Source organism: Bifidobacterium myosotis (genome assembly GCF_002259745.1).
Lineage (GTDB): Bacteria > Actinomycetota > Actinomycetes > Actinomycetales > Bifidobacteriaceae > Bifidobacterium > Bifidobacterium myosotis.
The window spans coordinates 45787-57699 of record NZ_MWWW01000006.1 but is presented as its reverse complement, the minus strand read 5'-3'; the positions used below and the strand labels follow the sequence as shown (position 1 = coordinate 57699).

Genomic DNA, 11913 nt, shown 5'->3' with positions numbered 1-11913 from the left:
GTCCTGCACGCGGCTTGTGGCAGTCATCCGGCCCGTCACCATAGCCATGGAGGTGACGGGCCGGATGACTGCCGGAGAGCCGGACAGGCGTCGTGCGATGTCAGCGGTCGAAGGCGACGAGCTTCGAGGCCACGCCGGTGTAGGTGGCAGGGGTCAGAGCCTTGAGACGGGCTGCGGTTTCGGGGTCGAAGGACTGCTGGTCGATGAATTCCTCGACCTGAGCCTGGTTGATGGTGTGGCCGCGCATGAGCTCCTTGACCTTCTCGTACGGCTTGTCCATGCCCGGCAGGCCCCTGAGCTCGCAGGCGCGCATGGCGGTCTGGATGGGTTCGCCGAGCACCTCCCAGTTCTCGTCCAGCTCGCGTTCGATGACCGCGTCATGCGGGTGGATGGACTTCAGGCCGCCCATCAGGTTGTACAGGGCGAGCTGCGAGTATCCAAGCGCGGAGCCGATGTTGCGCTGGGTGGTCGAATCGGTCAGATCGCGCTGCCAACGGGATTCCACCAGCGTGGCGGACAGTGTGTCGAGCAGCGAGCAGGAGATCTCGAAGTTCGCCTCGGCGTTCTCGAAACGAATCGGGTTGACCTTGTGCGGCATCGTGGACGAGCCGGTGGCGCCCTTGACCGGCACCTGCGCGAACACGCCGCGCGAGATGTACATCCACACGTCCACGCACAGATTGTGCATGATGCGGTTCGCGTGGGAGACGGTCGAGTACAGCTCGGCCTGCCAGTCATGGGATTCGATCTGCGTGGTCAGCGGGTTCCAGGTCAGGCCCATGCGGTTCGTGACGAACTCACGGGAGACCGCGATCCAGTCCACATCCGGGCAGGCTGCCAGATGTGCGCCGAACGTGCCGGTTGCACCGTTGATCTTGCCCAGGTACTCCTGGTTCTCGATGTGCTTGAGCTGGCGGTTCAGACGGTAGACGTAGACCGCGAGCTCTTTGCCGAGCGTGGTCGGCGTGGCCGGCTGGCCGTGGGTGAGGGAGAGCAGGGCCTTGTCCTTGTATTCCTCGGCCTTGGCGGCAAGATGGTCGATGATCTCCTTGAACGCAGGTTCCCAGACGTTGTTCATCGCGTTCTTCACGCAGCGGGCGATGGACAGGTTGTTGATGTCCTCGGAGGTGCAGGCGAAGTGCACGAGGGTCTTGAGCGCCTCGTTGATGTTGGTCAGTTCGGCCGGGGCCTTGTCGATCTGATCGTCGATGTAGTACTCCACGGCCTTCACGTCGTGATGGGTCACGGCCTCGTGCGCGGCATGCTGCTTGATTCCTTCGGCGCCGAAGTCCTCGGGAATCGCGCGCAGAAACGCCTTTTCGGCCTCGGTGAAGGGCTTGACGCCGTCCACGATGGGCTGGTTGCCATTGCCGTCGAAGCCGTTGGCCAGCAGGATCATCCATTCGACCTCGACGCGCATGCGTTCGCGGTTCAGGGCTGGCTCGCTCAGGTATTCCACGAGCGGTGCGGTGGCGTTGTGGTAACGGCCGTCAAGCGGGGTCAATGCGATTGCAGGGGAAATATCGGTAAGCTTCATGCCCTCTAGGGTACTTCCAGCCGTGAACTGGGCGTGTACGATTGGAGGGAACCCGCATTCGCACGGCGCCGGGTCGGTCGGTTTGACCGGTTTGGTCGGTTTGGCCTGGCCGGGGTTGGTCTGGTTTGGTGGGGCGGCCGTACTGGTCGAACCAATCTGAAACCGGTTGACCGGCCCGGTGGGGCGTCCGGTTTCGTCCGAATCTGGGGCGGGCTCCAGTGATTGGTGCAACACTTGACCGACGTGGCAGGGGAGGTGGACACCGCTCCGGGCTGATGTGTCAGCCCGACATCCAAGTCCGTCCGTCACTTCTGGACCTTCGGTTGGATATCTGGCATGTCCTTGCCGGACTCCGGGGTGATGCATGTTGGTTCGTTGGCGGGTCTGTGGCTCATGCGGCCTTCGAAATACCGGGTTTCCTTGAGTTCGCCCTGGATGACGTGTTGGAAGTGCCGCTCATGGTTTTGAATGGCGGGAGAACCCTCGTCGGTGGCATTCTGATAGGCCGCCTGATGGTATTGCAGCCAATGGGTGATTTCCATCTCACTCGATGGTCCGCCCTTGACCGGTGCGGCATCGTACGGGGCGTCTCCGGCGATGGGTGTGGAGCCCGGCGTGCAGGAGCCGTCCTTGTTGATGGTGCTTGGCGTGGCGTCCGGTGCCCGTGACGCCGTCCCCTGCACGGTCAGCCAGGTGGGCGTCGCCGGATTCGGTGTGCCATCCAGGGCGGCAATGAATTCGGTGTCCATCTCCACGCTGGTGACCCATGTTTTCTTCGGTATCGCATGATTCGCAATCGGCGAGCCGGCTGTGACGATATGTTCGATGTTGTAGTCGTCGGCCCAGTTCGAGGCGATGGTTGCGGCCACGATGCCGCCCTGCGAATGACCGACCATCGCCACCGGCTCATCCTTGTCGATGCCGGCCTGCCGCATCGCCTCGATGACCATCCTGGCGCTGTCCGCCTCCATGCTCTGACGTTCGGATGGACTCATCAGTTCCAGATTCTGCATCCAGCCGAACGGGGAATCGGGTTGCCCATCGGTGCCGGGGATGGTGACCAGCCAGGCGTTGGTGCCGTCCGCGCGTTCGTATCGTTGGACGGCGATGGTGGCGTAGTCGAGTCCGCTGTCGAGATCGATTTTGCCGAGCCGCTCGTTCGCCAAACGGTACAGGCCATCCATCGATTCCGCCACCGATTGGCTGGACCGCACCACATCGGCTTTTGTGGTGACCTCACGTACATTAAGGTGGTTGCCTTGCCACAGGTTTTTCATTGGTGCTGTGACCTGAGCGAGTACCCCGGCGCTTCTATTGGTCTCATCTGTGGTGAGTGCGCCGAGGCCGCGCGGAACGCGGCCGATGAACGAGCCGAGGCCACTCATCAGACCTTCGTGGATGGGGTACGTGGCCGTGAACACCGACCATGGATTGGGTTTGCCTTCGATGACCCAGTTGGTCAGGAATCCTCCCACTCCCAGTGCGGTGGCGGCCGCCGCCGCGTAATGGGGTTTGACTTGGGTGGCGAATTGCAGCACCTCGTTGAACAGCCGTTTCGCGATGAGTTCCGCATCCGAATACAGGCCGAGTACGCGCAGCAGCCGTTCGGCGGTGAGTGAGAGATTTTCGCTGATCTGTCTGCACGCGTCCGCATGCTCCTGGCAACGCACTTTCAAAACGGTGTATGGCAATGCGGTGTGTTCACGGCAGGTCGCGGCGACGTGTCGTATGTCCAGTTGTTCACGTTCGGTTTCCCAGACGGAGGCGAGTTTTTTGAATTCGCTGGCTTCCTGGTCCAACGCCTTGGCCACGGCCTTGTATTCCTCGCGTGTCGCGGTCGAATAACCTTGACCGCCGTAGACTTTCGATTCGACCTGCCAGTAGTATTCGTTGTTCTCGCTCATCATGACTCCATCGCCAGTCGTCGGGTGATTTCCACATCTTCGGCCAGCATCTTGATGGTGTATGCGGTGCGATCAAGCGTGGAGCGGAACCAGTCGGCGGTGTTGCCGGTCCATTCCACGATTTGGGATCGTGCGATTGCCGTGGCGGCGTTGTCACTGGCGGTGATGGTGGAGGCGTAATGCCGGCTGATGAGGTCCTGATCGGTCAGCTTGTAGACGGCGCACCGGCAGGTGCTGAACACGGACGGATTGCCATCGGGCAAAGCGGGGAGAGGCTGGTTTCGCAGGAAAAGATCATCGTTGTAGGTATTCATGTCTTCCAGCTAAACGGACGACCTGATGGGCTGTCCAGCCGAAACGGGTCATGTGGTTCCAGCTTGCCGTTTTTCGGGCCGGTTATCCACGACTGTTGTGGATAACCGGAAAAGGGAAGGGCGGAATCGTGGCGGCGTCAGGAGAGTGTCGAAAGGTCGCGAAGAGACCGCGAAGAGACGAATGTCACCACGGCTTGGTCGCGCCGGTGCCTTTATTCTGCGTGGCCTGTTGTTCGGTCTTATTCGTCGTCGTGGCGGACTGATCCTCGGCGGCCTGCTGGTTGGCCTTCATGAGCTCCTCCACCTTCTTACGCTGCTCCTCGGTGAGTCCGTCGGACTGCTTCCGATTCCGGGAGCCGGACGTGCCCGACGCGGTCTGCCCGTTCGTGGCGTCCGAGGCACCTGCGCCATCCTGTTGCAACTGCGCCTGCTTCAGCGTGATGGTGGTGAGCTGCGAGGAAACGGCGGTGTTGGCATCGATGGCATCACGCACCTGCGGCATCAGCAATGCGCGCATGCGTCCTGCTTCAGCGAACTGCGCGTCGGTCTGCTGCTGACGCGCACTGAGCGTGTCAACATCGGTGGATGGGTCTTGCGCCGCCTTGATGTTGGCGGTAAGTGAGGCGGTGGCCTGATTGAACCGCATGGTGGCCGCAAGGTTCACCACCGCCACTGCGGCGACCGCCGCCAGCATCAAGGCTGCGACGACGAGCGCGATACGTACGCCCAACGGACCTCGTGCGTTGCCGCGGCCAAGCTGCTGCTTCTGCGCGTGCGGACGCTCGTTCTGCGGCGCGTCGCTGCCGTTCGTATCCCGTATGGCCCGTGCGTTCACAACAGCCTCCTTGAAGTCGCGATCCACGCGCCGAGCTCCCAGGCCAGCAATACGCCGAGCGCAATGGCAAGCGGCCAGACCACCGGCGTGGTGCGTGTGCGCTGCTTGACCGTGGAGGTGACCCGCCACTGGTTCGAGGTTTTGGCGGACACCGCGTCCTTCAACGTCGTCGCGGCGTCGAGGGCCACGAACGAGCCGCTGATTTCATCGGCGATGTCCTTGAGATTCGTTTCGTCCATCTTCGAGATACCCGGCTGGCCGGTGTCCGGATCGATGGCCCACTGATTGGTCACGTTCGATTCGGCGGTACCGACGCCGTCCGCGATGGCCGGTATCTTGCCGCCTTCAGCCGAACCCACGCCCACGGCGAACCCGTCGTCGAGATATCGGCGCAATGACGAGAAGGTGCGGCGCGTCTTATCCGACGTCTGCTCGCCATCGGAGATGAGATACAGCACGATGGCGTCATCGGGGTGGGATTCGCGAATCGACTTGGCCGTGACCAGCAGCTGGTCGATCGGCGCATCCAGACTCGAGCCGGTGGACACGGACGTGGATTCCAACGTCAGGGTATCGGCCCAGTTGTCGATCGCCGGCGCGTCCGGGGTGAGCGGCACGTCGAGCGTGCCCGAAGCGCCGAAACGGATTGCGGCGAAGCTCGCGCCGGGATAGGCGGCGGTCACGTCATGCACGGCCTTGCGGGCCGCATCGATGCGGGTGATGGGCTCGTCGGCCCCATAGGCGGCATCCGACACGGCCATCGATCCGGTCACGTCCACCGCCAGAATCACGTCGGTGGCATTGATAGCGCGCGATGTGGTCGGGGCGACGACGCTTGGGGTGAGCGTCATCACTGCCGCGAGCAGCAGCATCAGCGTGCGTCGCACGCACGCCCAAACGGTTTCGTCGGTGGTTCCGGTGCCGCGGCGGCGCGTGAACTGCACGATTTCGACGACGGCCAGCACGGTCAGGATGCCTGCCAGCACGCCGCCGGTCAGCCATCCGAGGGCGGGGGAGAAGGTGAATCCGTTCATCGACGCAACCTCCAAGCGCAGGCGATCCATATGACCAGCACGATTGCCAGGGCCAGCGACCACAGACCGGGTGCATCCACCATTGCGGCCTTCGTCTTGCTGTCGTTCTCGGTATCCCTGCGCGACTCGATATCCCGCACGAGTCCGTTGATGCTCGAGCCGTTCGACTGGGTCAGGAACACGCCGCCATGCGATTCGATGGCCGACTTCATATCCGTGGTGGTCTGATCGGTTTCGCTGGACCGCGGACCTGAATACAGGCCGTCCACGGTGATCGAGGCCTGACGGGTGAGGTCCAGCGCCTCGTCGAGCGAGTAGGTCGGTTTGCCGGAGACCACGTTATCGGTAGCCAGCACGATCGAGGCGGCACGCGCGCGTTGGGTGTTTTCCTGGTCCGCCTCGCCATATGCGAAGCCCGGCAGCATGGCTGCACAGGAGACCACGCCGTCGCCGATCAACGAAGTGGCGTCCTTGCGGTTCTGCGTGCCATCGAGCCAGTCGGCGATTTTCTGGTACTCCTCGTCGGACATCTTGTCGATGTCATCCTGCGATTCCACGCCCTTGAGCGCCTTGCTGGCCTCGTCAAGCTGCTTGGTGACCAGTGCGTAGTCATCGGTCAGCGGGAACACCGTGCGGGAGGTGGAATTGAAGATGCTCAGGCCTATGCGCTCGCCTTGGAAGTGCCCGACCAGTTCGCGGTAGGTATCGATGACCTCGCGATCATACGGGAGGGTGGATCCGGAGACGTCCAGGCACAGCACGATGTCTCGGCTGGAGGCGCGTTCGCTGCCGGCATCCACCTGACTGGGACGTGCCACGAGCGTCACGGCCAGCAGCAGGGTCACCGTCAGTGACGCGACTGCCACGCGCCCGAGCGCGCGCCATTGCCGGAACAACTGTGAGGCGTGTTCGGTATTGAGATCGTCATCCAGTGAAAAGACGGTTTCGTCGCCGGCTCGGCGGCGTCCGGCGAAGACGGCCGTCAGCAGGATGATCGCCAGCGCCACCAGCACGCCGGCCAGCGCCGCCCAAGGCCAGTGCCAGGTCAGGGTGATGGTCATGAACGCCACCTTTCCACCAGATTGGAGACCCATTCGGCTGCATCGCGCACGCTCGTCTCGCGTGCGGCGCTGTTGCGCGCGGCATCGGCGAACTCGGGCGGATACAGCGCGCTGATGGTCTGCCGCAGCGTGTCCAGTCCCTGCCGGTTCGCCGGCGTACGGTTCAGTCGTGTCAGATCGGTGAGCGTGCTTGACGATAGCTCCCTGCCGGAGACGGAACCGGCGAATTCTCGCGCGATCCGCGCCAGCTGGGCGAAGGCGTCCTCGCGAGTGAGCGTTCCCGCCTCATGCTGGGCGACCACGTCGTCGATGCGCTTGCGCCAGACGGCTTTGGCACTGGCCTCAGTGTGGGCGCCGCGCGGGGAAGCGTCGCGACGGGGACGTCTGGCGGGGCGCGACAGCACGACCGCGAGAACGATCAGTGCCACGACGAGCACCATGCATACGGCGATGACCGCGACGAGCGGGCCGGTCAGGGACAACGCCTCGACCGGCTTGAGATCGCCGGCATCACCGGAATCGGCGAGAAGCGCCGGAGCTGTGAGGTCCGTCGTGACGATCGCCGCGGATGCCTTCGACGACCATGCGATGACGTGCGAAACGGGGAGCCATGCCAGTGATGGGACCGTCATCGGGCACCTCCCGGTGTCAGCATCGCGGACAGGTCCGGCGCCGCACCCAGACGATTGCGCGTGGTGCGTGCCAGCGCGGCCGAGACCAGATGGACGAACCGGTCGAACATCACCTCGCTGGAACCGGCGTGGATCATGTGGGAGCCGGTGCGGCCAAGCTCCTGCTCAAGGGCCGCGGCCATGTACGCGCGATGCGACTCCACTTCTGATGCGGCCTTGGCGGACCTCAGGAACGCGGGTACGCGACGGTTCGTCAGCCCGTCGACGGGAGCGGCATGCCCCGGCCGTAATCCGAGGAACGGATTCAGCGTCGCGATATCGATAAGCACCACGGGATGGGTGCGGGCCACGCGACGGAATTCGACAAGATGACGTTCGGCCAGTGCGTGTTCGTCGGTGGCCAGCACGATCAGGGCATCGCGATCCTTGATGCGGCGGGCATACGCGAGCAGCGCGTCGATGTTCCGGCGGTGACTCCACTCGCGTTCCAGCGCTTGGTCCAATGTCCGCTCGAATTGCGCGAACCCGCCATTGAACGGGATTCGGGTGATGCTCGAGGCATCGCCGAACACCAGCGAGATATCGTCCGAACGACGCAGGGACAGCGCGGCGAACATGCGAAGCGCATTGGCCGCCACCTCGAAGATGCGTTCCCCGGACGGGCACACGCCGTTCATTTCAAGCCCCACATCCATCAGCAGCCACACCTTGGAGGTGGCGAGACGCTCCCGCTGAACCACCATGGGGCGTCCCTGACGTGCGCTGGTCTTCCAGTCGATGAGACGTGATTCGTCACCGGGCTCGTAGGCGCGTACATCCATCACGTCACCGGCGCCGCCGCGACGGCCGGAGGCGTGTTCGCCCTCGAGCACGCCCAGCGCCTTCCGTACGGTCGGCAGACTCAGCTGCGTGCCCAGAGCCTCGATTTTCCTGCGGATCGCAACGGGGTCCATATCGGAGTCCATTGCGCCCGGTCGCACGTCGAAACTCACGGAACAGGCACCGTTTCGACGATCTTGTCCACGATCTGGTCGCTGACCACGCCGTCCGCCAGCGCTTCGAACGTGAGGATGATGCGGTGACGCAGGACCTCGTGGGCGAAGGCCTTGATGTCCTCGGGCACCACGTAGTCGCGACCCGACAGCAGGGCGTTCGCCTGGCCGATGCGCGTCAGCGCGATGGTGGCGCGTGGGGAGGCTCCGAGCCTGACCAGCGATGACAGCCCCTTGATCGGGCGGGAGCCGGCTCCACGGGACGTGGCCGCGATATCCACCGCGTACCGCATGATCGCGTCGGAGACATGCACCCGGCGTGCGGCCCGACGCAGGAAGTCCACGTCCGTCACCGAAATGCGATCGCCGGTGATGGTGTCAGGACCGATCATGTCGGACCCGCGACGGGTGAGCATCGCCAGCATGCGTGCCTCCTCGTCCGCGGAGGGGTAGGTCATGACGGCCTTCATCATGAAACGGTCCATCTGCGCCTCGGGCAGGTTGAACGTGCCCTCCTCCTCGATGGGGTTTTCGGTGGCGATGACCATGAACGGTTTGGGCAGCTGGATGCGCTGGCCGCCGATGGTGGTGGAGCCTTCGGCCATGGCCTCAAGCATGGCCGACTGGGTCTTGGCGTTCGAGCGGTTGATCTCGTCCAGCAGCACGAAATTGGCGTGGATCGGGCCGATCTGGGTGGTGAACTTCTGCGTGGCGAAGTCGAAGACCTGCGTTCCCGTGAGGTCGGAGGGCATGAGATCCGGGGTGCACTGCACGCGCTTGAACGTGCCGGACACACAGGTGGCGAGCGTCTGCGCCGCCGTGGTCTTGGCGAGACCGGGCACCGATTCGATGAGAATATGACCGCCGGCCACCAGGGTCACGATCAGGGATTCACGCAGATTGTCCTGCCCCACGAGGGTCTGGGTGAAACGGGCGCGGATGGTGTTCGCCAAGGCACGGGCCCGCTGCGTGTCGTCGGCCCCCAGCGTCGGCGTCGGCGCTGGGGGTTGGCCGACCGCCGGCATGACGGGGCGGGGCATCGCCGGTTGTGGGGGCATGTTCGGTTGCGTGGGGAACAGAGTCATGCCCACCACTGTAACGACTCGCGCTGACGGAGGGCTGGCGGATGCCGCCTGTTACGGCAGCTTACGGCAGCGGTCCTGCAATTATTGTCGGGCTTCGCCCGCGTTTTGTTGGCTCGCCTGTTGGCTCGCACGCTGCCTACAGCCCGAAATCCTTACGGATTTCCGTCGTGGCATAGCCACTCCCCTCACCTACGGACAACCCACTGGGTTGTCCGCTTCACGGTTCGGCACTGGGCTGCCTGTTTTACGGCAGCGGTCCTGCAATTATGGACGGGCTCTGCCCGCGTCTTGTTGGCTCGCCTGTCGGCGAGCACGCTGCCTACGGACAACCCACTGGGTTGTCCGCTTTACGGCAGCGTCCAATTGACGGGCTCGGCGCCCATGGAGGTGAGGGCTTGGTTGGCGCGGGAGAACGGCTTGGAGCCGAAGAAGCCGCGAGATGCCGAGAGCGGGCTTGGATGCGGGGATTTGATGATGAACGCATTGGTAAGCAAAGGCTCGAGACTCTGCGCGTTACGTCCCCAGAGAATCGCCACAAGCGGCCTGGGCCTTCCTTCGGCATCCGTGCGGGCGTTGAGCGCCCTGATCGCCGCCTCGGTGACCTCCTCCCATCCCTTGCCCTGATGGGAGTTCGGACGTCCGACACCCACGGTCAGGCATCTGTTGAGCAGCATGACCCCGCGTTCCGTCCACGGCGTCAGGTCGCCGTTGGACGGCATCGGCACACCCAGATCGTCGACCAGTTCCTTATAGATGTTGATCAGGCTTTTCGGCAATGGGCGGACGTCCGGTGCCACGCAGAAGCTCAGTCCCACCGGGTGTCCGGGCGTGGGGTACGGGTCCTGTCCCACGATAAGCACCTTGATCGAGTCGAAGGGGATGGTGAAGGCGCGCAGGACGTTATGACTCGCTGGCAGCCAGGGGCGTCCTGCGGCGTTCTCCGCCCTGAGGAAATCGCCCATGTGATGGATGGTCGGCTCCACGTCGGTCAGCGCCTCGGCCCAACCCGGCTCGACCAGTTCTCGTAACGGTTTGATCATGGCTCACCACTGTAGCCAGACGTGCATATCCATCCGCCCATCGCGGCACGCCCTGTCGCTTCTCCCGATTGGCGGTTAGACTCGTGGGTAGTTTGTCTCATACAGGAGGGCGGCCATGGCACGCGACAAGATGACCTACGACTCGTATGAACGGGATATCTTCGACAATCCGCCGAAGGGTCCGGTGGGCGTCCACCGCGGTCCGCGCCCGGTGATGGCCCGCATCGCCCCGTTCCTCATCGTCATTCTGGTGGCGGCCCTGTGCGGTGTGGGTGCCTGGCTGGTCGTCTCCGGCGAATACAAGGTCATTCTGGGCCAGGAGAACACGTCCCAGGTCGCTTCCGGCGACTCCTCGTCCAAGTCCGATGCGGCCGATGCGTCGTCGGACGGCACAGACGGCTCGACCGCGAACAAGGACTCCTCGTCCTCGGGTACCTCCACGGACGGCACGGGTTCGTCGGATGCGAACCAATTGGACCAGTCCGACTCCACCGACTCGACCAATGCCGATGCGAATGCGGACCAGAACACACAGCAGAGCCAGCCGGCCTCCACGGTGAATAAGGCCACGCAGGTGCTGGTGATCAACGCCACCGGCATCCAGGGATATGCCGGCCAGAAGAGCGACGTGCTGCAGACCTCCGGCTACACGAGCGTCTCGGCGTCCAACCCCAGCGGCGGCACGCTGCCCGGATACACCGTGGTGTGGTACCAGAACGAGACCGACAAGGCGACCGCCGAGGATGTGGCGTCCACGCTCGGCATCAGCGCCGTGGAGCAGGTTCAGGGGTTGTCCACGCCGATTACGGTGGTATTGTTGAACTAGTGGCCAAAGGGGCGAAAACACAGGGAAAACAACGCTTCCTACGTGTGAACGTTCTCATATTTATGGACGTTTTCCTATCGTCCCGGTTGGTAATGTTCCCTCGTCACTGTACAATCAATCTCTAGTCGCGAGGTAGGGGGAGCGCGATGCGGTTCTTTCTACGTTCCCTATAAGTGTTTGTCGCGACACCTCAGGGAACAAAGGAAAGATCAGATATGGCACAAGGTACCGTGAAGTTCTTCCTTGCCAAGAAAGGGTTCGGGTTCATCCAGCCGGACGGCGGCGGCGAGGACGTTTTCGTGCATTACGCGGAAATCAAGGACGACGGCAGCACCAACAAGTTCAAAATGCTGTACGAGGGCGATCGCGTGGAGTATACGCCCGTCCCATCGGGCAAGGGCACGCAGGCGAAGGACGTAGTGAAGCTGTCCTCCGGTGAAGACCGCGCCTGATAGCAGCGCACGCAAGGATGCGCAGAAGCCTCGACCGCACAAGCGGCCGGGGTTTCTTTGTTTGTAGGCGCTTGTTCGTAAGCACTGTGTTGTGGCACCCGCTCTCGTATCGGTGCTCGCGTACCAGTTGCCCGTACGTCCCCATACATTCCCATCCGTCCGGTTGATTTCATGCCCACAGCACAATCGCCGAGGCCGATG

Annotated in this window: 12 protein-coding genes; 2 read left to right on the top strand and 10 right to left on the bottom strand. The window is 63.3% G+C overall.

The features are described from left to right. Positions 1-100: 100 nt before the first annotated feature. The 10 genes from purB to BMYO_RS03935 all read right to left on the bottom strand — a co-directional run bounded on the left by purB (position 101) and on the right by BMYO_RS03935 (position 10434). A complete protein-coding gene (gene purB, locus BMYO_RS03980; RefSeq protein ID WP_094667235.1) occupies positions 101-1537 on the bottom strand; it encodes an adenylosuccinate lyase in 1437 nt (478 codons plus the stop codon). 305 nt (positions 1538-1842) lie between these two features. Then, positions 1843-3441 (bottom strand): PGAP1-like alpha/beta domain-containing protein, encoded by a 1599-nt coding sequence (locus BMYO_RS03975; RefSeq protein ID WP_143249104.1) that lies wholly within the window; start codon positions 3439-3441, stop codon positions 1843-1845. After that, positions 3441-3755, bottom strand: coding sequence for a hypothetical protein (locus BMYO_RS03970; protein ID WP_094667234.1), 315 nt, complete (start codon positions 3753-3755; stop codon positions 3441-3443). Before BMYO_RS03970 ends, BMYO_RS03975 begins: the two co-directional genes overlap by 1 nt. A gap of 184 nt (positions 3756-3939) precedes the next feature. Further along, on the bottom strand, positions 3940-4590 hold the full coding sequence (locus BMYO_RS03965) for a DUF6466 family protein (RefSeq protein WP_233428138.1): 651 nt from the start codon (positions 4588-4590) through the stop codon (positions 3940-3942). Next, positions 4587-5624, bottom strand: a complete 1038-nt coding sequence (locus BMYO_RS03960) for a vWA domain-containing protein (RefSeq protein WP_094667233.1) — start codon at positions 5622-5624, stop codon at positions 4587-4589. The genes BMYO_RS03965 and BMYO_RS03960 overlap by 4 nt, the downstream gene beginning before the upstream one ends. Further along, positions 5621-6679 carry a vWA domain-containing protein gene (locus tag BMYO_RS03955; RefSeq protein ID WP_094667263.1) on the bottom strand — a complete coding sequence of 353 codons (1059 nt, stop codon included), beginning with the start codon at positions 6677-6679 and terminating at the stop codon, positions 5621-5623. The genes BMYO_RS03960 and BMYO_RS03955 overlap by 4 nt, the downstream gene beginning before the upstream one ends. Before the next feature lie 2 nt (positions 6680-6681). Then, complete coding sequence (locus BMYO_RS03950; RefSeq protein WP_233428136.1) at positions 6682-7317, bottom strand: hypothetical protein; 636 nt, start codon at positions 7315-7317, stop codon at positions 6682-6684. Then, the gene (locus tag BMYO_RS03945; RefSeq protein ID WP_169834040.1) at positions 7314-8270 is read right to left on the bottom strand and encodes a DUF58 domain-containing protein; all 957 of its coding nucleotides are present in this window, start codon (positions 8268-8270) and stop codon (positions 7314-7316) included. Before BMYO_RS03945 ends, BMYO_RS03950 begins: the two co-directional genes overlap by 4 nt. Positions 8271-8305: 35 nt before the next feature. Next, entirely contained in the window at positions 8306-9394 is a 1089-nt protein-coding gene (locus BMYO_RS03940) for an AAA family ATPase (protein ID WP_094667232.1), read from the bottom strand. Positions 9395-9741: 347 nt separating this feature from the next. After that, complete coding sequence (locus tag BMYO_RS03935; protein ID WP_094667231.1) at positions 9742-10434, bottom strand: uracil-DNA glycosylase; 693 nt, start codon at positions 10432-10434, stop codon at positions 9742-9744. Between the two features lie 115 nt (positions 10435-10549). Here BMYO_RS03935 and BMYO_RS03930 point away from each other — a divergent pair, with 115 nt between their 5' ends. After that, positions 10550-11260 carry a LytR C-terminal domain-containing protein gene (locus BMYO_RS03930; RefSeq protein ID WP_094667230.1) on the top strand — a complete coding sequence of 237 codons (711 nt, stop codon included), beginning with the start codon at positions 10550-10552 and terminating at the stop codon, positions 11258-11260. Between the two features lie 215 nt (positions 11261-11475). Continuing rightward, entirely contained in the window at positions 11476-11712 is a 237-nt protein-coding gene (locus BMYO_RS03925; RefSeq protein WP_094667229.1) for a cold-shock protein, read from the top strand. Positions 11713-11913: the final 201 nt, after the last annotated feature.

What these genes read in the sequence shown, in the direction of transcription:
- BMYO_RS03935 (WP_094667231.1), bottom strand. Translation starts at nt 10,434, where the DNA reads ATGATCAAACCGTTACGAGAACTGGTCGAGCCGGGTTGGGCCGAGGCG.
- BMYO_RS03960 (WP_094667233.1), bottom strand. Translation starts at nt 5,624, where the DNA reads ATGAACGGATTCACCTTCTCCCCCGCCCTCGGATGGCTGACCGGCGGC.
- purB (WP_094667235.1), bottom strand. Translation starts at nt 1,537, where the DNA reads ATGAAGCTTACCGATATTTCCCCTGCAATCGCATTGACCCCGCTTGAC.
- BMYO_RS03925 (WP_094667229.1), top strand. Translation starts at nt 11,476, where the DNA reads ATGGCACAAGGTACCGTGAAGTTCTTCCTTGCCAAGAAAGGGTTCGGG.
- BMYO_RS03945 (WP_169834040.1), bottom strand. Translation starts at nt 8,270, where the DNA reads ATGGACCCCGTTGCGATCCGCAGGAAAATCGAGGCTCTGGGCACGCAG.
- BMYO_RS03930 (WP_094667230.1), top strand. Translation starts at nt 10,550, where the DNA reads ATGGCACGCGACAAGATGACCTACGACTCGTATGAACGGGATATCTTC.
- BMYO_RS03970 (WP_094667234.1), bottom strand. Translation starts at nt 3,755, where the DNA reads ATGAATACCTACAACGATGATCTTTTCCTGCGAAACCAGCCTCTCCCC.
- BMYO_RS03940 (WP_094667232.1), bottom strand. Translation starts at nt 9,394, where the DNA reads ATGACTCTGTTCCCCACGCAACCGAACATGCCCCCACAACCGGCGATG.
- BMYO_RS03950 (WP_233428136.1), bottom strand. Translation starts at nt 7,317, where the DNA reads ATGACGGTCCCATCACTGGCATGGCTCCCCGTTTCGCACGTCATCGCA.
- BMYO_RS03975 (WP_143249104.1), bottom strand. Translation starts at nt 3,441, where the DNA reads ATGAGCGAGAACAACGAATACTACTGGCAGGTCGAATCGAAAGTCTAC.